Origin of the sequence: Arachnia propionica, from assembly GCF_900637725.1 — a bacterium.
GTDB classification, from domain to species: Bacteria; Actinomycetota; Actinomycetes; order Propionibacteriales; family Propionibacteriaceae; genus Arachnia; species Arachnia propionica.
Genome location: NZ_LR134406.1, coordinates 114,474 through 134,069 on the forward strand (window position 1 = coordinate 114,474; position 19,596 = coordinate 134,069).

Genomic DNA, 19,596 nt, shown 5'->3' on the forward strand with positions numbered 1-19,596 from the left:
TCCGGATCACAGGAAATTGCACGACCCCGCCGAACCCAGCCGCGACTCGGTGCCGTCGATGTAACGCAGCCTCGGGACGGGAACCAGCGGCACCTGCCGGTCGTCCTGGGGCACCAGCACCCCCGCGACCCGGGAGAAGGTGATCAGGTCCGCGGCCAGGGCGGCGTCGGTTCCGCTGGCCAGTTCGATGGCCCTCGCGATCGCCGGGTGTTCCCGGCGGGTCAGCCAGTCGTCGCGGTGGCTGCGGTTGAGCATCTGGAAGCGCTGTTCGTCGAGGCCCTGGATGCCCCGCACCAGCAGGTCGAGGGCCTGGTCGCGTTCGGAATCGGGCAGCAGTTGCCCCAGCGTGACGCGTGCCTGCGCCAACCACTGTTCGGCGCCCTCCAGGAACTCAAGGCGCACCAGGGCGCGACGCAGCAGCCGTTCGGCGGCGACGCGGTGTTCGGGTCCGCTCTCGGCCAGGAGGGAACCTGCCTCCAGGAGCAGCAGCGCCTCGTCGCGTTCAAGGCCCGGGCGGCCCGCCAGCGAGTCCAGGAGCCGGCACACCACCGCCGCGTGGTCCGGTTTTCGCTGTGGGAGCGCCGCCAGGTCCCGCAGCAGCGCAGCCACGGCCTGCGGGTCGGTTCTCGTGCTCGCCCCGGGGTGCGGGATCTCGCCCAGCCAGCGGGTCGCGTCCTGCGCATCCCGCAGGGTCTGCGACGCGTTCGCCGAGGTAGCCAGATGGGCGGGCAGGGGCAGTTTCCCGGCCTTGGCGCGGAGCCGGTCCGCCTCGTCGGGCTGGCACCAGTCGTCGAGGCAGCCGGCGCGGATGGTGAGGAGCTCGCGACGCAGCACGCCGAGCCCGGAGGTTGCCCCGAGGCGGGTTTCCGCGACCTCCAGGGTCCTCAGGGCCTCGCCGATGCGTCCCGACCGGTGTTCGTGCTCCGCCCGGGCCAGCAGGAAACGGATCCCCAGCAGACCCTGCGGCGCATCCGAGGGCGCGCCGTACCGGAACGAGAGCCGGTCGGCGTCCTCCAGGTGACCGGCCCGGCTGAAGGCCAGCAACAGGAGGACGCGGGTGCCAGCCTCGTGGTGTTTGTCCTTGCCGCGCTGGTTCTCGGCGATGGCGTTCAACAGGGCGGCCACCGCATCGAAGGGGCGCTCGGCCAGCAGGGCGGCCTCCCCGAGCAGCCGCCAAGCCCAGCCCGCGATCCCGGCGTCGGGGTAGGTCGTGAACCCGGCGATGGCCTGGGTGCCCGCCGGGTCACCGCGCCTGATCCGGCAGGCCGCCAACTCCAGGCATGCAGGGGCAGCCAGGTCCCGCGACGCGGCGGGCAGCCGGCCCAGCAGCACGGCCTGCCGGGCCGAGTCGCAGGCCCGGGCGAGAGCGCCGGCCTCGCCGCGGTGGCGCTGGATGCGCGCCTCGGCGCGGAACCCCTCGACGATCTCGTCCAGCGACCCGCCGTTCAGCATGTTGTGCTGGTGACTCCGGATGGCCTCGACGGCCTCGTCGTTCCAGCCGTCACGGTCGAGATCGAGCGCTTTGGAGATGGTCATCACTGCCCCTGTCCTTCCCACCCGGAGCGTACCGGGAGAAGAACCGGGTGGGCGGCGGGGCAGGGAAATCCGTGCCGGAAATCCTCAGGACAGTTTGTCGCGTCCCGGAAGGTCGGCGGGCATCTCGAGGTGCGTCGACACGTCGGAGGCCGGGGCCAGGCCGTGCTTCTCGAAGGCCTTGCGCAGGTACTCGGCGGCGTCGATGTTGAGGGGGCTCTCGGTCCACATGGCGTAGGGCAGGTTGACGAAACGCTCCTCCTTCACCGCGGTGAGGTCCTTGGTGGCCGGGTGCGACTTCAGCGCGTCGATCTTCTCCTGGTAGGACTGTGCGGGGTACTCCACCAGGGCGATGACGTCGGGATTGGCGGTGGCCAGGCGTTCCCAGTTCACGTTGGTCCAGGTGTCCTCGACGTCGGCGGTGGCGTTCACCCCGCCCGCGGCCTCGATGATCGCCTGAGGGGCGCCGTACTTGCCGCTGGTGAGCACGTTGTCCTTGGCGGTGTCGAAGAGGAACACCACGGGCTTCTTCTCGGGCTGCGCGGCCCCCTGGACAGCCTTCAGGCGGGTGTCCATGTCGTCGACGGCCGTCTTGGCGACATCGCTGTGCCCGGTGATGGTGCCGAGGTTGGTGATGTCGGTGCGGACCGCCTCCCACGGGTCGACGATGCCGCGTTTGGTGGTGCCCTCCTGGCGGCACGACTCGGTAAGCAGGTAGGAGGGGATGCCCTTCTCGGACAGGATGTCGGGGGTCAGGTTCTTGCCCTCGGAGAAACCGTAGTTCCAGCCCGCGACCACCAGGTCGGGGGTGTTGGCGAGGATCGATTCGAGGGTGGGGTAATCCTTGGAGACGTCGTTGAGGCCGTCGACGGTCTCGGCCCCGTACTTGGCCTTCAGGATCGGAACGTCGCGGCCCATGCTGCTGACCGCGGTGATCTCCTTCGCACCCCCGGCCGCCAGCGCGAGGGCGATGATGTTGCCGTCGTTGACGTACATCTTCTTCGCCTGGGAGGGGAGGGTCAGTTCCTTGCCACAGTTGGTGACGGTGACCTGCCCGGAACCCCCGGCCGAGCCGCTGGTGGAGGTGGTCGGCTGGGTGGGGGAGGAACAGGCGCTGAGGGCGATTAGGGGCAGGGTCAGCCAGGCGACTGCCCGGGTTCGGCGGGTGATCATGTGGTCTCCTTAGGGTTCTGGATCGATCGGTTCGGGCGGCACGAGGCCGTCGATGACGAGGTGCTGCACTCCATCGCCGACCGCCGGGACCTGCCGGGCCCGCACCTTGAAGGCGGACTCCAGGTTCACGGCGGTCATGACTTCTTCGGGCGTCCCGGCGGCGTGGATCCCCCCGTCGGCGAGCATCACGATCCGGTCGAACCAGCCCATGGCCAGGTCGAGGTCGTGGATCGAGGCGACGATGGTGCGGCCGGTGGCTCGCATGGTCTGCAGCAGGTGCAGCTGGTGGTGCACGTCGAGGTGGTTGGTGGGTTCGTCGAGCAGCAACAGGTCGGTGCCCTGCGCCAGGCCCTTGGCGAGCATGGCGCGGCGCCGTTCGCCGCCGGAGAGGTGCCCGCAGCGCCGGTCGGCCAGGTGCGCCAACCCCACCATCTCCAGGCACTCGGCGACGATGCGTTTCTCGTTGGAGCCGCCGACCTGCCAGGGCATCAGGTGCGGCAGCCGCCCGAGGGCGACCATCTCGGAGAGCGAGAGGTCCTCGGGGGCGGCCTCCTCCTGAGCGACGAAGGCCATCAGCCGCGCCCGTTCCCGCGGGCGGAGCCGGGAGAGATCCCTGCCGTCGATCTCCACGTGACCCGTCGTCGCGGGCCTGATGCCCGCCAGCACCCGCATCAGGGTGGACTTGCCGACGCCGTTGACCCCGACCAGGGCCGTCATGGTGCCGGGCTGCACGTCGAGATCGATGCCGGATACGATCACCCGCCGCCCGATGGAGCAGGCGAGGTTGTCGGCCTTGAGCGCGGTCACGAGCCACCTCCGAATCCGTAGTTGCGGCGACCCATGACGATCAGGAAGACCGGCGCGCCGATCAGGCCGGTGACCACGCCGAGCGGCACCTCGGCGGGGGCGACGATGACGCGGGAGAGCACGTCGACCCACAGCAGGAACAGCCCGCCGACGGCGGCGGCGACGGGAAGCAGCCGGCGGTGCAGGGAACCGACCACCATGCGGCACAGGTGCGGGATGACCAGGCCGACGAAACCGATGCCGCCGGAAACCGCCACCAGCACCCCGACCAGCACCGCCAGCAGCAGGAAGAGTCCCTGCCGCAGCACGCCGACGGGGATTCCGAGGGCCGCGGCGGCGTCGGGTCCCCAGGCCAGTGCGTCGAGCCAGCCGCTGCCGAGCAGGAGCAGCGCCAGGCAGATCACGACGACGCCGGTGGCGAGCGGGAGCCGGTCCCACTGGGCGCCGGAGACGCTGCCGAGCAGCCAGTACAGCACCGATTGGGCGGCGCGCGGGTCGGGCCCCTTGAAAACCAGGAAACTCGCGATGGCCGAGAAGGCGGAGGAGAGCACCACCCCGGCCAGGACCAGCCGGATCGGGGTGAGGCCACCCTGGGCCATGGCCACCAGGTAGACGGCAAGCGCCGCCCCCAGGGCGCCGAACAGCGCCCCGATCGACGTCGACCACAGCCCGAAACCGGACAGGATGCCGAAGGTGATCACGGCGGTGGCGCCGACGGAGGCTCCCGAGGAGACGCCGAGCAGATAGGGGTCGGCGAGAGGGTTGCGCACCAAGGTCTGCATCGCGCAGCCCGCGATACCGAGCCCCGCGCCGACGACAACCGCCAGCAGCGCCCGGGGGAGTCGCAGGTCCCAGACGATGATCTCGACGGCCTTGTTCCCGCTGCTGACTCCCTGCAACCTGCTGACGATCACCTGCCAGATGGCGTCCTGATCGAGAGCCTCGGAGCCGATGTTGACGGAGTGGATGATGCTCACTGCGGTGAGCGCCAGCACCACGACGACGATGGGCAGGGTGAGGCGTTTCAGCACCCTGCGAGCTGTTTTCAGGCTTGCCAAAGAAGCTCCAGTGTCCACGAGCCTGTTCGCGAGGCTCTCAGCCGATAAAACGAAGCTGCGGTCTTCGGACTCCGGATCTTCCTCGCCTGTGGCCTTCCCAGGTTTCCCCAGTGGCGTGAGTCGCAGGTTTGTCACCGTCACCGCTGCGCGTCAGTCCCGGATTCGCACCGGGTTCCCATGCCCTCGATGGACCAGCTCCAAGGCGGAGGCTAGCAGTTGAAAGACGAATTTGCCGCATCGGCGGCAATCCCGTCCCGGGAACCCCTCAGACGTCGAGACCCGCGAACAGGTCGTCGGCGGGGCCGTCGCCGGGGAAGGGTACCCCCGCCGCCAGGCGGTAGGCCTCGCCCGTCCCCTCCACGGTGCGCATGAAACGGAACATCTTCCACAGCGGATTCTCCGGGTCCACCTGGCTGCGGTGGGCCTCCAGGGCGGCCTGGCACAGGTCGGCGCGACCCTCGTAGTGAATCACCGCCGCGATGTGACGCGGATCGATGGCGAAACGGCGGCGCATGGCCTCCTCGTCCATGCCCTCGGGCAGCGGCATGCCCAACTCGTGGGCCTTCTCCGCGGCCTTGCTCCACGCCTGCGGGTTGGGGCTGATCCACAGCACCCGGCTCACCCGCCACGGCTCTCCCAGGTCCGGCCGGTACGACGGCACCCCCGCCAGCATCGTGGCGTACATGGTGACGCGGTGCGCCTGGATGTGGTCGGGGTGGCCGTAGTTGCCGTTCTGGTCGTAGGTCGCGATCACCTGCGGTCGGCGGTCGCGGATCAGGGCGACGAGGTGGTCGGAGGCCTCCAGCAGGTCGGCGGCCCAGAACGCGCCGTCGGGCAGTTCGTCGCGGGGAATCGCCCGGCCCTCGTCGTCGGTGGCCATGCCGGAGTCGTGGTACCTGCCCTTGCCTCCCAGCCACACGTGGTCGGTGACGCCGACGATCTTGAGCGCCTTCGCGAGTTCATCCACGCGTTTCGCGCCCAGCTCCTCGGGGGTGTAGTGCTCCCATTCGGGCACCAGGATCTCACCCAGCTCGCCCAGCGTGCAGGTGACCAGTGTCACCCGGGCGCCCTCGTCGACGTAACGCGACATGGTGGCGGGCGACTGCGATGACTCGTCGTCGGGGTGGGCATGGACGAACATCAGGCGGCGATCAGACACGGGGCAAGGATAGTCCCGGGATGGCACAACAAAAGCGTCCCGGGAAAGCGGCTTCCCGGGACGCGGGCAGGAGGGGGATGAGGGTGGCGTCGGCCGGACCCTCCGGCTGGAGGCTGTGCTGTCAGGTGAACGGGTACTGGTGAGGCTGTCCCGTGGTTGTCGGCATGGTTTGGGAGGAGCGGGAGGCCCGTCGTTCCCACTGCCACATGAGCAACAGGGCAATAATACTGAAGGAAAGCGCGAGTCCAAACGGGCCAAAGGGTTCAGTGAAGACCCTGTAAAGCAGGCTATTGCCGTCGAATGCGGATCCTTTTCTTATGCCATCAAATGCCGTAGTAAATGCTATTATAATGTTGCACAGCGCAGAAAGGAGCTGACAGATGGCCGTGGATAGCAGCGTCTTGTATCCGCGTCCTCGCAGGAAGAAAATCCCCCCGGTTAGAAGGCCGGCGGTAATGAGGGATCCCAGTGCGATGGCGAGCAATGAGGTGATGCTTGGCGTTATCTGCATTGTCGTCATGTTGACGTCGGTCAGAACTATGGTGAAACCTGTGCCGTAGAGCGCCGCTCCCCCATCGATGATCCCGGTAATGGCGGCATTTCTGGCGATTGCGGACTGTTTCGCGGTCCCGTGCAAGGGCTGGTTTCCTGCAAGTGAAAATGGCATCTGCTCGGGGGTGTCGGGCGCTGGAAAATGCTGGAGTACTGGTTGTTAGGGTCCGACGGGGGTACGGGGTATTCGTATTGGTGAGGGGGATCGGCCTGTGGGTATGGCGGGTATTCCGTGAAAGAAGGATCCGGCTGCCTTGGATCGGGAGACCCCGAGGTCATGTCAATGCACCTTTCATGGGCGAATCCATTGCCGCAATTGTACAACTCCTCAGGGTCATCCATGCCCGTGGACTGCTGTAAGTCTCGTGGACGGCCTCAGGAAACCTGCTTCGCCCATTGCCGGGTTGCGGGTTTGCACAACAGAACCAGATTGCTGACAGCCATCCCCAGGCCGATCAGTATGCAGAAGATGATGAACACCAAGGCCCCGGTCTCCGAACTCCTGTTTCGCATCGACTGGATGATCGAGTCGAGGGCCAGCAGCATGATCGCCACGTACAAAGCCGCAAGCGCGAGCTGTGCTATGACGGCGGACAGCAGCACCGCGTAGCCTTTTCCCTTGAGAAACGTGATCCCGGTGACGAGGAGAGTGATCACGGTGACGGTGGTCGCCAGACCCAGGGTGAACAAAATGATGAATGTGATGTCAGCGGATCCGGCAGCGCTTTCCGTTTCGCGCACCTTGACGGCGGCGAGAAGGACGATGATCGCTGGAAACAGCCCCAGGGAACCACCGATGATTCCGAGTACGGCTGCGGCGGTCGCCGGCCCAGGGCGTTTCGGGCCGCCGAGTTGGGGATGCGCCCCGTACAGGGGCGGAACCTGCCAGGACGGCGCCGTGTTCTGGGGCATCGGGGCGTAGAACTGGGCCTGATGGCCGGGCCGCTGGCCGTGAGGAGCGGCGGGCGGCGGCGCGGGGTGTGAGTCTTGGGGCGGGCCGGGCTGTTGGAACGGCGGGGCGGCCAGGAAATCGGGGCCCGGAGGCTGCGGGTTGGAAGAATCTGCGTAACTCATTCGCGAGCCTTTCTGATGGGTCCACATTTTAGTGCGCACCGTACCGGTTTGTAAGGTTGATCATCCCTCGGATCTGCGTACGGCATCCAGGCCTCGGCTATCTTTGCCAAGACCTGACGGTTGGCGAGAACAGCAGGCCGATGATGGAACCCGCCAGACCCAGTCCGACGGTCGCGGCAAACAGGGTGAGCCCGTTGATGCCCGATGGTACGGATTGAATCCCTCTGCTCGGGAGACTACCAAAATCCAGAAGCTGCGGAATCAGCAACAGGATCATCAGGAAGAGCATGGCCATCGCGGCCTGTGAGATGGCGCCGATGAGCAGCACGGTGCCTCCTTTGCCCTTGAAGAAGGTGATCCCGCTTGCCAGGAGGGCGACGGCGGTGATGAAGGTGCCGAACGCCTCGACGTAGGAGAGCACGAGCAGAACTGAAAGACCCGACGAGGTGCCGAAAGCCGTCACCAGGCTATGAAAACCGGACGTGAAGGTGATCGCGAAAATACCCACGAAGATACCCAATCCGCCGCTGACGATTCCCAGCACGGACGCGGCCGTCACGTTGCCGGGGCGACTCGGTTTCTGCGGCACCAGGCCGTATACGGGTCCGTAGGGCTGTAGAACCTGCTGACCGTACAACTGTCCGTAGGGTTGGGGCCACTGCATGTCGTGGGGGTGGGCATACCCGGGTGGTTGGCCCTGGTTCGATGGCACCCCTCCGGGCTGGTGAGGTACTTGGTGGGGCTGGTAGTCAGGGCCCGGGAATGCCGGATTGGATGGGTACTGCTCGGTCATGCGTCTCGGCCTTTCCGCATCGCTGCAGACATGATTGTGACGACTTCGCCCGCTCCCAAAAAATTCTTGGCTGCGCCGGACCTTGGTCCGGAGCAGCCAAGAAAGAAGTCAGACTGGATTCGGATCGCCTACTGCTTCCACTGCTTCGCCGCTGGCGTGAACATCAGGTAGATGGTGAAACCGGCCAGACCCAAGCCGATGATGGGGCTAAGGTAGGTGAGCCCGTTGGTGTTGGCGTACTTGTTCATCAGGCTGCTGATCAAGCCGAGCATGACCAGAGCGGCCTGTCCGAAGGCGCCGTAGAGCAGCACGGGGTAGCCCTTGCCCTTGAGGAACATGATGCCACCCACCAGAAGGGCGACGGCGGCAATGAAGGTGCCGAAGGCCTGGACGTAGCTGAGAAGTATCGTCAACCCTCCGTTGGCTCCGAGCGCACTGGCCACGGCCTGGATGGCGGAAATGGCGGCGATGTAGATGAAACCGGCGATGATGCCGAGGCTGCCGCTGACGATTCCGAGCACGGAGGCCCCGGTGGCGGCGCCGGGACGCTGGGGGCCGCTGGGGCCGTAGGGACCGGCCGGCTGGCCGTAGGGCTGCAGCGTCGGCTGACCGTAGGGCTGTGCGGCCGGTTGGCCGTAGGGGCTGGGGGCCTGCTGGCCGTAGGGCTGTGCGGCGGGCTGGCCGTAGGGGCTGGGGGCCTGCTGGCCGTAGGGCTGTGCGGCGGGCTGGCCGTAGGGCTGTGCGGCCGACTGGCCGTAGGAGGGGTTGGGCGTCGGCTGGCCGTAGGGCTGTGAGGCCTGCTGACTCGACGGGTCATACGGGTTGGGGGACGTTGGCCCACCCTGAGGTTGGAAACCAGGTTGCTGGGGTGGATACTGGTCGCTCATACGCGCAAGCCTTTCTATGGAAAACCACGCACAACTCTAGCGGCTCAGGGGGTGACCGCGTCCAGAGGTGGGACGTCGGTGTGCGTGGCCGGCCCGATCCGAGGGGATTTCGGGCCTGAGTGTCCGAAACCGTCGGAGCCGCATGTAATGATGTCTCACATGGACGTTTCCTGTATGGCTCCTGTGCAGCCCGAGAACTGGGGGCACGCCGAGTGGCCGCTCGGTGCACACCTCACCGACGATGGTGCCACCTTCGCGGTCTACGCCCCTGATGCCAGCCGGGTTCAGCTTGAATTCTTCCCCCAGGCCCTAGGGGCCGACTCCGTCGCATCCTTCCTGATGTCGGAGGGCCCCGACGGGGTCTGGCGGGCCCGCGTGCGCGGTGTCTCCGAGTGCGACCTGTACGGTTTCCGCGTCTGGGGTGGGAACTGGCCCTGGGACCCCGCATGGAGGCCCGGCAGCTCAGCCGGTTTCATCACCGACATCGACGAGCACGGCAACCGTTTCAACCCCAACAAGGTGATGTTCGACCCCTACGCCCGGGAGATCACCCACACCGTATACTCCGACGCGATCCTGGAGACCGGGCTCGACGGCGGCGCCTTCGGCACCGGCCCGGACGACTACCGGGGCGCGCCCCGCCGCGAGGCCGACACCGCCCACATCGCCCCCAAGGGTGTGATCCTGCGACCCACCAGCCCGGCCTCCACCAAACCGAAGCTGCCCGGCGAGAAGGCCGCCATCTACGAGGCCTCGGTCTCGCAGCTGGTCGGGCACCCCTCCATCGTTGAACTCGGCACGCTGCTCAGCAGGGAACCGGGTTTCGAGGACGTGGTGAACATTCCCGAGGAGTACCTGGGCACCTACCGGGGCGTCGGCATGATGGCGCCCTACCTGAAGGCCCTCGGTATCACCACCTTGGAGCTGCTGCCCATCCACGAGACCAACCAGTCCGAATCCGCGCGCGAGGGACACACGAACTCGTGGGGTTACATGACCCTGTCGTTCTTCGCCCCCAACCGCAAATACGCCTACGACAAGTCGCTGGGCGGGCCGACGCGCGAGTTCCAGCAGATGGTGGCCGCCTTCCATGAGGCCGGGCTGGAGGTGTACCTGGATGTCGTCTACAACCACACCGCGGAGGGCGGCAACTGGGGTGGCGACCCGAACACCGTCGGATTCACCTCTCTTGGAGGGTTCGCCGCGGCGGAGTACTACGTGATGACGGCGTCACACGCGCTGGTTGACGGCGCGACGGGCACCTCCAACCAGCTCAACTATTCCTCACCCGTGGCCCAGCAGCTGGTGCTCGACTCGCTCGAGCACTGGACCGTCGAGATGGGGGCCGACGGCTTCCGGTTCGACCTGGCGACGGTGCTCGGTCGCAAACCGAACGACGCCGACCGCGAGGACTGGGACAACCAGAAACGCTTCTTCACCGACCATCCGCTGTTGACCGCCATCGCCGAGTTCGCCGAGGAAAAGCACATCGAGGTCATCGCGGAGGCATGGGACCTGTGGGGATACGAGGTCGGAAACTTCCCGCAGGGCTGGGCCGAGTGGAATGGTCGCTACCGTGACGCGGTGCGTCGTTTCGCCAAGGGCGACGGCAACACCATCGAGTTCCTGGACGTCGTCAACGGTGACCACGAGCACTTCGCCGACAACGGCGGACCCCAGAAGACCATCAATTTCATCGACGCCCACGACGGCTTCAACATGGCCGACTTGGTCAGCTATCAGGAGAAGAACAACGGCCAGCCCTACCCGTTCGGCCCCTCCGATGGCGGTTCGGACGGCAACCTGTCGTGGGACTCCGGGGGGTCGCGGGAGCTGCGGCGGCAGCGGATCCGCAACTTCCTGACCATCCTGTACCTGTCGCGCGGGGTGCCGATGTTCGTCGCGGGCGACGAGTTCGGCCGCACCCAGAACGGCAACAACAACCCGTGGGAGATCGACTCGGTGGCGATGTGGAACAACTACGCCATGATCCCCACCAACGCCCCGCAGCAGGTGCCGGTGGCGCCCGGCGTGACTGATGCGTCGTACCACGACAACCTCGGGACCTTCGAGACGGAACCGGGCGTCAACGGGTTGTTCCGGTTCACCAGGTTCCTGGCGAACCTGCGGCAACGGCACGAAACGTTGCAGCAGAAGTACTACGGCGACCTGGTGCCCGACGATCGCGACGTGTCCTACCTGTTCCACACCCCGTCGCTGGAGGAGCATCCGCAGGACGGGGACCGGGCGCTCAGCGTCTACATCAACTCGCCCGGAGACAACTTCCTCATGATGATCAACATGGCCGACGCGGAGGTCGGGTTCAACGCGCCGGTCCCCGCCGAGGGAAGGGTGTGGCGGCGGCTGATCGACACCGGGGCCTGGGCCGAACCCGCCGACAACTCCTGGCCCGAGGGTGAGGGAATGATCCTCGACGGCGAGACACAGGTGCAGCCGTGGTCGGTGGTGGTCTGGCACGACTCCCCGATCGCTGGTGATGCCGGCTGATCCAACTCCTCTATCTTTTCTGCAACCGGGTCGGGTGGGTCCTTCGGGGCGCCCGGCCCGGTTTCGTCTCACGGATTGCGGTTGTGGATGTTGTGCACCCTCTGCACATTAAACTAACAAGTGTTAGTCAAAGGTTGTGTGGGACCGTCCTCTCGGAGCTGGTTGAGCCGGGCTGCGACGAAGGAACTGCCAGTGCCGGAACCGCATCCAGAGGCCAGGAGTTGATTCATGCGTCGCGACACCCGATCCGCCCTGCTGGACGTCGCACAGGAGCGTTTCGCCATCGACGGATTCGCGGGCACCTCCGTGCGCGATCTCGCCACTGCGGTGGGCATCAAGGAGAGTTCCGTCTACAACCATTTCAGCAGCAAACAGGCCGTGCTCGACGCGGTGCTGGCGCGCATCGACGAACGCCTGATGGCGGTGGCGAGGCGTTTCGGCGTGCCGCTGGGTGACCCGCAGAATGCGGTGCCCGTCTACGAGATGATCACCCTCGAACAGTTGGGAGCCGCCGCGGCCGGATTCCTGGACGTCTGGTTGCACGACCCGGGAATCGTCGCCGCGCGACGCGTGCTCACCCTCGAGCAGTACCGCACCCCGGAGGCCGCGCGGCTGCTGCGCGAACTGACCGTGGAACGTCCGCTGGCCTTCCAGGCTGCCGTTTTCGCCGAGCTCATCCGCAAGGGAAAGTTCCGTCCCGCCGACCCGGAGGCGCTCGCCCTGGCCTTCTGGGGGCCGATCCTGGCGATCCTGGTGGCGGCGGAGGAGCCCGGCAGGGAACCCGAGGCGCAGCGCCTGCTGGACCTCCATCTGGAGCATTTCCGGAGAACCCACTCGGTGGGTGCCGGCCGGGCGAGGGGGAGGAGACGGCCGTGAGGGTCGTTCAGGGGTGCCTGTTGGGGATCGCCGTCTTCCAGATTCTCTCGACGCTGCTCGGGGCGGTTGAGCTGCTGGTCGCGCCGCAGTGGTTCGCCCCGCTGCTCGACGACACGGTGTTCGCGGGCCGGTACGTCCTGGCCGCCCTGCTCCTCGGGGTCGTCGTCGGCGGGTTTCAATGGGCCGCCGTCGTCGTCCATCTGCGGATGAGGCGATGGCTTCCGCTGGGGCATGCGCTCGCCGGGACGGTGATGACCGGGTGGATCGCGGGCGAATGCCTGGTGCTGGACAGCTTCATGTGGCCCCACGCGCTGTGGGGCGGCATGGGGGTCGTGCAGCTGCTGCTGGTCCTGGTGCTCCTCGGTGTCCTGCGGCCTGAGGGTGCGGAAGTTGGTTGAGCCGACCCGCGACGAAGGAGCTGGTCGTGTCGAAACCACGGTGACCGTGGTCGGGGTCTGGATTTTGGGTGCCGGGGGTTTCGACTCAGCCGTTCGCTGGCGCTCACGTGCTGGCTCAACCGGCTTCGGGATGGGGCTCGCGGCCCGGTTCAACCGGCCTCGGGGAGTTATCCCTCGCCGACTCCCCGTGACCGCTGGGCCACGCCGTCGGGGCCGTACGGCCACGGGCCGGTCCGCGGGATGGAGATGGCGGTCAGATCGGCCAGGTGCTCCGGCGCGAGGGTGAGTGATGCCGCGGCCAGGTTCGCCCGCAGCTGCTCGACGGTGCGGGCTCCGAGGATCGCGGTGGTGATGCCGGGTTGCGCGACCACCCAGGCCAGTGCGACGTTCGCCGGGGTGGTGTCGTTGTCGGCGGCGACCTGCCGGAGGGCGTCGAGGATCTCCCACGTGCGCTCGTCGCGGGCGATCCGGTCGTAGGCCTCGATGCCGCGCTGCGGATTCTCGCCCAGCCGGGTGGCACCCGCCGGGACGCCGCCCCGGGAGTACTTGCCCGTCAGCCAGCCACCCGCCAGTGGCGACCACGCCATCACGCCCAGTCCCGCGTCTGCGGCCGAGGGCAGCATCTCCCACTCGGCTTCGCGTCGCAGCAGCGAGTACGAGGGCTGCAGCATGACGGGGCGGCGCAGTCCCCGCGCGTCGCAGGCCCGCACGGCCCGCTGAACCTGCCATCCCAGGTAGTTGGAGATGCCCCCGTAGCCGATCAGGCCGTCACTGACCGCCCGGTCCAGGAAGTCCATGGTCTCCTCGACCGGGGTGATGGGATCCCAGGAGTGCACGATGTAGAGATCGACGTGATCCACCCGCAGACGGCGCAGGCTCTCGGTGAGCGCGCGACGCAGGTGCCGCCGCGACGCCCCGAGCGACCCGCCGAGCGCCGACGTGGGGAAACGCCCCTTCGTCGCCAGTACCATCTCCCGGGTGATCTCCTGCGGCCGGGACCGGAGCCACTCGCCGACGATCTCCTCGGAAACGCCATCGGCGTAGACGTCGGCGGTGTCAATGAAATTGCCGCCCGCCTCCACGTAGGTGTCCAGCATCGCCAAGGATTCCTCGGCCGGGGATTCCGCCCCGAAGGTCATCGTCCCCAGCGCCAGCGTTGAGACCGAGACCCCGCTGCTGCCCATCCGCCTGCGTTCCACACCTGCCCCTTTCCTCTACCTGTCTCGATCCTACGCGGGTGAACCCCGTGCGACCGTGAAACAGATCTGGCTTCGTGGGCGTGGAAGCTGGTTGAGCCGGCCTGCTCGCTCTGCGAGCTGGCCGTGTCGAAACCATGGTGCGGGTGTCCGGGGAGTGGGGGTGAGCTTGTTGTTCGGCTGCCGGTGGTTTCGACTCGGGGCGCTCGTTCCTCGCGGCCCGGCTCAACCAGCTTCGGGAGGGGCGTCAGCCGGGTTCCGATTTCGGGGGGCGGCCGGGGCGGCGCATGGGAGCGGCGTCGCCCGGCAGGCGGCCGGCCCGCTTCAGGGCGTCGCGGAGCAGGTACTCGATCTGCGCGTTCACCGACCGCAGGTCGTCGGCGGCCCAGCGCGCCAGGGCCGTGTGCACGGATGGATCGAGCCGGAGCAGCACCTGTTTGCGCTCCGGCCGATCCGCGGATCTCGGGGTCACTGATACAGCGATCCCGCGTTGACTATGGGTGTTGCCCGCGAGTCGCCGCACAGCACCACCAGGAGGTTGGAGACCATCGCGGCGCGGCGCTCGTCGTCGAGGACCACGACGTCGGCGGCCTCGAGCTGGTTGAGGGCGTCCTGGACCATGGAGACCGCGCCCTCGACGATCTTCTCGCGGGCCGCGATGATGGCGGCGGCCTGCTGGCGCTGCAGCATCGCCTGCGCGATCTCGGAGGCGTAGGCCAGCGACGAGATCCGGGTCTCGACGACGCGCAGCCCGGCCAGCGCGATTCGCGCCGCCACCTCGTCGGCCATCTCTTTGGCGATCACCTCGGTGTCGCCGCGCAGCGTGATCGTGGTGTCCTGGTTGTCGTAGGGGTGGCTCATCGCGATGTGCCGCAGCGCCGCCTCGGACTGGACGCGCACGAAGTCGATGTGGTCCTCGACGGCGTACTTGGCCTGGGCGGTGTCGGCCACCTGCCACACGACGATGGCGGCGATGTTGATCGGGTTGCCGTCGGCGTCGTTGACCTTCAGTTCGTGGGTCTCGAAGTTGTGGACCTTCACCGAGACCTTCTTCTGGACGACGAACGGGACCACGAACCACAGGCCGGGTTTACGGACGGTGCCGATGTAGGAACCGAGGAACTCCAGCACCTTCGCCTCGCCGGGGCTGAGGATGCACAGCCCGGAGGCGAGGACGGCCAGCAGCACTGCTCCGACCCCGATGAGGATCGGCCCCAGGGGCAGGTTCTCGGCTTGGGTCTGGTGAATCCCGAGGGCGATCAACCCGACGGCCACGACGATTCCCAGCAGGCCGATGGGCCCGGGCATGGTCCAGGCGCGGCGCTCCTGCACGTCGACATCCGGAGTGGAGGGAAGTGGAACGTTGGTGGTCATGTCGACTCCTTCTTCGTGATGTCAAAATGATATCAGATTTTGGGTCGGGTTGAGCACCGGGAAAAATGACCGGGCCGGGCCGCTCGCTCTACGGCCCGGCCCAACCGGTTTTGCCCATTTGAAGTTGGTTGAGCCGGCCTGTGAGCGTCAGCGAGCAGGCCGTGTCGAAACCTCTTGCGCGTGTCCGAGGACTCGTGGTCGGGTGGTTTCGACACGGGCCGCTCCTTCGTCGCGTCCCGGCTCAACCAGCTTCAGGGGGTGGAGACGTTCAGCCCGCCAGGGACTTCAGCGCCTCGAAGGACCTGCGGGCGTTGTGGATGGGGCCCTCGCCGAGGGCGGGGTCCTCGTCGAGCATGATGTCCTGCTCCAGCACCCAGTAGCCGTCGAAGCCCACCTCGTTCAGCAGGGAGACGATGGTGGCGAAGTCGACGTCGCCGTCACCGATGGGGGCGAACATCTCTGCCCTGATGCCTTCGCTCCAGGTGAGTTCCCCGGTCAGGAGCTTGTCGGTGAGCTCCTTGTGGACGTCCTTCGCGTGCACGATCGCGACCCGCCCCGGGTGGCGGCGCACGATGTCCACCGGGTCCGCGCCGCCCGCCATCAGGTGTCCCGTGTCGAGGCACAGCCCGACGCCGGTCTCGTCGAGGATCCGCTCCACCTCGTCGGCGTTCTGGATCATGGTGCCCCAGTGCGGGTGCACGCACGCCGTCACACCGGAGGCGGCACACACCTCGGCGATCCGGTCCAGGTTGCGGTACAGCGTCGCCCAGCCCTGCTCGTCGAGGACGGGACGGTCGTCGTAGCCCTCGCGGCCCGAGTCGCAGGCCAGCACCAGCACCGACCCGCCCGCGACGCGGAACGCCTCCAGCTCCGCCTTGACGGCGGGGATCGGGTCGTGGTCGGGGTCGTGCATCACGGCCAGGAAGAACGCGCCCACCGGGGTCAGGCCGTGCGCCTTCACCGCTGCTGCGCGTGCCTCTGGCTCGACGGGTAGCCAGCCCTGCGGGCCGAACTCCGTGGCCGTCAACCCCAGTTCCACCATCTCGGAGAGCACCCGGTCGGGGTTCATCTGGAACCCCCAGCCCGGCACCTCACACACGCCCCACGAGATCGGGGCCCCTGCGATTTTCATTTCGTCACCTCCACGGTCTGTCCGCTGCGGGCGGAACGTTCTGCGGCCTCGGCCAGTACCAGCGCGGCCACGCCGTCCTCGACGGTCGGGGTCACGGGGGAGCCGTTGTTGACGGCGTCGATGAAGGCCGTGAGTTCGTCGCGGTAGGCGTCGGCGTAACGCTCCAGGAAGAAGTCGAGGTAGACCTCCTGCTGGGCCGATCCTGTGGCGTCGTTGACCTGGACCGACGTCGCACGCAGGTTGTCCGCGACGATCTCGCCCTCGGACCCGAAGACCTCCACCTTCTGGTCGTAGCCGCTGGCGCAGTGGCGGGTGTTCTTGATGATCGCGACCGCGCCGCTGGCGGCCCGCAGGGTCGTGACGGCGCCGTCGAAGTCGTCGACGTCGGCCAGTGCCGGGTCGAGTTTCTGCCCGATGGCGTTGACGGAGACGATCTCACCCAGGAAGAACCGGGCCTCGTCGAAGTCGTGGATGGTCATGTCCTTGAACACGCCCCCCGACTGCGCCAGGTACTCCGCCGACGGCGGGGCGGGGTCGCGGGAGACGATGGTGAGCTGCTCGATACGCCCGATCCGGCCCTCGGCGGCGAGCTGCTGGGCCTTCGCGATGGAGGGGTCGTAGCGGCGCTGGAAACCGACCATCACCGGCGGGTGCTCGAAGGTCGCGAGTTCGTCGGCGAGGGCGCGGGCCGCCTCGACGGAGGACGCGACGGGCTTCTCGCACAGCGCGGCCTTGCCCGCGCGGGCGGCCGCCAGGACGTGCTCGGCGTGCAGGGGGGTGGGGGAGCCGATGACGACCGCGTCCACGTCGTCGGCGGAGAAGGCTTCGGCGGCGTCGGCTGAGGCGCGCGCCCCGAGGGGTTCGGCGAGGGCCTTCGCGGCTTCGATGAACGGGTCGCAGACCAGCACGAGCCGGGCCTGGGGATGGGCGGCGACGGTGGCGGCATGGACCTTGCCGATGCGCCCCGCGCCTATTACTGCTATGCGCAGCATGTGGTTTCCTTCCTTGGAGTGAGATGCCCGCTGGGCGTTGGAGGCCGGTTTGCTGGCCCTAATGCCGGTTTGCTGGGCGTATTCACGTTTGCCTGCGCTACAGCGCAGGCAAACAGCAACAGGTCCAGCAAACCGGGTACAAGGCCAGCAAACCGGCTTGTTCCGGGAACTGGGTCAGGGCGCGGGGACGATGATGTCGCGCACCAGGGCGTCGAGGTCCGCGTCGGCGGCCAGGAACTGGCGCAGCGTCTTGCGGGTGGGGCCGAACTTCTCGAACTCCTCGACGGTCATGCCGTCGGGCTCGTAGGCGCGGACGAAGTCCGGGATGCGCTCCAGCTCGGCGATGTAGTGCGGGTCGACGGGGTCGGCGATGCGCTCGCGGGCGGTGTAGCCGGAATCGGCGATGATCTTCTGCCACTTGAAGGGCGGGGAGACCACCACGTCGCCGCCGACGAACTCGGCCCACTGATTGACGTTGCGGAAAGCGGCCGCGAGCACGCGGGCGCGGTAGCCGCGCTCCTGGAAGATCTGGTAGGCGCGCTTCATGGCGGCGATGCCCGCCCATTCGAGGGCCGACGGATCGATGAAGATACCGTCGCGGGCCACGACGTGCTTCAGCCAGTCGTCGAGACGGCCCACCATGATCGTGACGACCGGTCCCATCTCGGAGGTGTCGTGCCCGGCGGCCTCACGGGCCTTCAGGCCGCGTTCGATGGCCTCGGCGGCCTGCACGGCCTGCGGCACGGAGAAGGACACGGTGACGTTGATCGAGACGCCGCGCGAGGTGGCGTCCTCGATGGCCTCAAGGCCGGTCTTGGTGGCGGGGATCTTCACCACGATGTTGCGGGCCAGGTTGTGGAACTCCTCGGCCTGGTCGGCGAGTTTCTTGGCGTCGCGGTGGAAACGCGGGTCGGTCTGCACCGACAGGCGACCGTTGCGTCCCTTGTGCTCGTCGAAGATGGGCTCCAGGAGTTTCGCGGCCTCCTGCGACATGTCCTTGACGGCCTTCCAGCCGATCTCCGACTCGCCCCAGGTGGGGTTCGCGTCGGCGATGGCCTGGATGCGCGGCGCCCACACGTCGAGGTGCTTTTTGATGGTGGTGTAGGCGATGACCGGGTTGCAGGTGGCGCCGACGCCGCCGTACGAGATGGACTGGCGCAGCTCGTCCAGGTCGGAGGAATCGTTCCAGAGCGCCGTCGGGGTGTTGCGGGCGGCGTCCAGGAGAGGTCCTGGCGTGTATTCGATGTCAGTCATGGACTTCAGGCTCCTTCTCGGGGGTGGCGGCAGCGTCATCGCCGTCGCCGAACCAAGTCAACCCCAATGGCAACACCAAGTCAAGCACTTGTAATGACAAAGCACTTTGGTGGCTGGGGTGTTGCGGGTCCTGTGTGGTCGTTGGTTACTCGCCGGCTGACAGGCGGGGGCTGACGATGCCCAGTTCGAACCCCCGGATCACCGCCTGGAGGCGGTCTCGAACCCCGAGCTTGGTACAGGCGTTGGCCAGGTAGGCCTTGACCGACCCCTCCGAGATGTACATCTTCTTGGCTATCTCGCGGTTGCTCAGCCCGTTTCCCAAGAACTGGAGCACCGAGATCTCGCGGGGAGCGAGCCCCACCTCCGTCGCGGTCGCCCCGGCGACGGCCTGGGTGTCGAGGGCGCCTCCGATCACCTGCCGCGCCATGAGGCGCACCACGGACGGGGACAGGGGGAGGCTGTCGTCCATTGCGTTCCTGATGGCCGCGAGGATCTCGTCGGGACGGGCGTCCTTCACCAGGTAACCGGCTGCTCCGGCCCGAAGCGCCGGAACGACGTAGTCCAGTGTGGAGAACGTGGTCAGCGCGAGCACCCGGGTTCCCGGAATCTCCGAGACGATTTTCCGGGTGGCCTCGATCCCGTTGAGTCGAGGCATCTTGATGTCCATGAGAACAAGATCCGGCTGGAGGGATTTCGCGGCCTCGACGGCGGCTTCCCCGTCCTCCGCGGTCCCCGCAACGGACACACCGTCCTCATTCTCGATGAACGTCTGCAGCGCATGCAGCATGAGCGGTTGATCATCGACAATGAGGACGGTGATGTCTGCCATG

19 protein-coding genes and 1 riboswitch are annotated in these 19,596 nt (G+C 67.3%); of the genes, 3 read left to right on the forward strand and 16 right to left on the reverse strand.

Annotated features, from left to right (window positions below; all coding sequences use genetic code 11):
• Positions 1 to 6: 6 nt before the first annotated feature.
• The 9 genes from EL272_RS00570 to EL272_RS15385 form a co-directional block, all read right to left on the reverse strand.
• A complete protein-coding gene (locus EL272_RS00570) occupies positions 7 to 1,536 on the reverse strand; it encodes a hypothetical protein (protein WP_061787408.1) in 1,530 nt (509 codons plus the stop codon).
• Positions 1,537 to 1,620: 84 nt separating this feature from the next.
• Complete coding sequence (locus EL272_RS00575; protein ID WP_014845262.1) at positions 1,621 to 2,706, reverse strand: ABC transporter substrate-binding protein; 1,086 nt, start codon at positions 2,704 to 2,706, stop codon at positions 1,621 to 1,623.
• 9 nt (positions 2,707 to 2,715) lie between these two features.
• Complete coding sequence (locus EL272_RS00580) at positions 2,716 to 3,513, reverse strand: ABC transporter ATP-binding protein (RefSeq protein WP_014845263.1); 798 nt, start codon at positions 3,511 to 3,513, stop codon at positions 2,716 to 2,718.
• The gene (locus EL272_RS00585; protein ID WP_244926097.1) at positions 3,510 to 4,571 is read right to left on the reverse strand and encodes a FecCD family ABC transporter permease; all 1,062 of its coding nucleotides are present in this window, start codon (positions 4,569 to 4,571) and stop codon (positions 3,510 to 3,512) included. The genes EL272_RS00580 and EL272_RS00585 overlap by 4 nt, the downstream gene beginning before the upstream one ends.
• A gap of 40 nt (positions 4,572 to 4,611) precedes the next feature.
• A riboswitch (cobalamin riboswitch) is annotated at positions 4,612 to 4,782 on the reverse strand.
• 54 nt (positions 4,783 to 4,836) lie between these two features.
• Complete coding sequence (gene mshB / locus EL272_RS00590; protein WP_244926098.1) at positions 4,837 to 5,730, reverse strand: N-acetyl-1-D-myo-inositol-2-amino-2-deoxy-alpha-D-glucopyranoside deacetylase; 894 nt, start codon at positions 5,728 to 5,730, stop codon at positions 4,837 to 4,839.
• Positions 5,731 to 5,851: 121 nt separating this feature from the next.
• On the reverse strand, positions 5,852 to 6,397 hold the full coding sequence (locus EL272_RS15190) for a hypothetical protein (protein WP_159424536.1): 546 nt from the start codon (positions 6,395 to 6,397) through the stop codon (positions 5,852 to 5,854).
• Between the two features lie 260 nt (positions 6,398 to 6,657).
• Positions 6,658 to 7,356, reverse strand: coding sequence for a hypothetical protein (locus EL272_RS00595; protein WP_123823968.1), 699 nt, complete (start codon positions 7,354 to 7,356; stop codon positions 6,658 to 6,660).
• Between the two features lie 97 nt (positions 7,357 to 7,453).
• The gene (locus tag EL272_RS00600) at positions 7,454 to 7,900 is read right to left on the reverse strand and encodes a hypothetical protein (protein ID WP_126409288.1); all 447 of its coding nucleotides are present in this window, start codon (positions 7,898 to 7,900) and stop codon (positions 7,454 to 7,456) included.
• Positions 7,901 to 8,277: 377 nt separating this feature from the next.
• A complete protein-coding gene (locus tag EL272_RS15385; protein ID WP_061787404.1) occupies positions 8,278 to 9,036 on the reverse strand; it encodes a hypothetical protein in 759 nt (252 codons plus the stop codon).
• A 159-nt stretch (positions 9,037 to 9,195) separates the two neighbouring features.
• Here EL272_RS15385 and EL272_RS00610 point away from each other — a divergent pair, with 159 nt between their 5' ends.
• The 3 genes from EL272_RS00610 (at position 9,196) to EL272_RS00620 (ending at position 12,818) form a co-directional block, all read left to right on the forward strand.
• Complete coding sequence (locus EL272_RS00610) at positions 9,196 to 11,544, forward strand: glycogen debranching protein (protein WP_014845269.1); 2,349 nt, start codon at positions 9,196 to 9,198, stop codon at positions 11,542 to 11,544.
• A gap of 228 nt (positions 11,545 to 11,772) precedes the next feature.
• Positions 11,773 to 12,420, forward strand: a complete 648-nt coding sequence (locus tag EL272_RS00615) for a TetR/AcrR family transcriptional regulator (RefSeq protein WP_014845270.1) — start codon at positions 11,773 to 11,775, stop codon at positions 12,418 to 12,420.
• Positions 12,417 to 12,818, forward strand: coding sequence for a hypothetical protein (locus EL272_RS00620; protein ID WP_014845271.1), 402 nt, complete (start codon positions 12,417 to 12,419; stop codon positions 12,816 to 12,818). The genes EL272_RS00615 and EL272_RS00620 overlap by 4 nt, the downstream gene beginning before the upstream one ends.
• Positions 12,819 to 12,985: 167 nt before the next feature.
• Here the strand turns inward: EL272_RS00620 and EL272_RS00625 are convergent, their stop codons facing one another.
• From EL272_RS00625 to EL272_RS00655, 7 genes are all read right to left on the reverse strand, one after another.
• Entirely contained in the window at positions 12,986 to 14,017 is a 1,032-nt protein-coding gene (locus EL272_RS00625) for an aldo/keto reductase (RefSeq protein WP_061787403.1), read from the reverse strand.
• Between the two features lie 244 nt (positions 14,018 to 14,261).
• The gene (locus EL272_RS00630) at positions 14,262 to 14,486 is read right to left on the reverse strand and encodes a type II toxin-antitoxin system antitoxin (protein WP_014845273.1); all 225 of its coding nucleotides are present in this window, start codon (positions 14,484 to 14,486) and stop codon (positions 14,262 to 14,264) included.
• Positions 14,483 to 15,388: an SPFH domain-containing protein gene (locus EL272_RS00635; RefSeq protein ID WP_014845274.1), complete on the reverse strand. Its 906-nt coding sequence runs from the start codon at positions 15,386 to 15,388 to the stop codon at positions 14,483 to 14,485. Before EL272_RS00635 ends, EL272_RS00630 begins: the two co-directional genes overlap by 4 nt.
• A gap of 268 nt (positions 15,389 to 15,656) precedes the next feature.
• Positions 15,657 to 16,520, reverse strand: a complete 864-nt coding sequence (locus EL272_RS00640) for a sugar phosphate isomerase/epimerase family protein (RefSeq protein ID WP_061787402.1) — start codon at positions 16,518 to 16,520, stop codon at positions 15,657 to 15,659.
• Positions 16,517 to 17,512: an inositol 2-dehydrogenase gene (gene iolG / locus EL272_RS00645; protein WP_061787401.1), complete on the reverse strand. Its 996-nt coding sequence runs from the start codon at positions 17,510 to 17,512 to the stop codon at positions 16,517 to 16,519. Before iolG ends, EL272_RS00640 begins: the two co-directional genes overlap by 4 nt.
• A gap of 174 nt (positions 17,513 to 17,686) precedes the next feature.
• A complete protein-coding gene (locus tag EL272_RS00650) occupies positions 17,687 to 18,766 on the reverse strand; it encodes a transaldolase family protein (protein WP_061787400.1) in 1,080 nt (359 codons plus the stop codon).
• A gap of 145 nt (positions 18,767 to 18,911) precedes the next feature.
• Positions 18,912 to 19,595, reverse strand: coding sequence for a response regulator transcription factor (locus EL272_RS00655; protein ID WP_014845279.1), 684 nt, complete (start codon positions 19,593 to 19,595; stop codon positions 18,912 to 18,914).
• Position 19,596 lies beyond the last annotated feature (1 nt).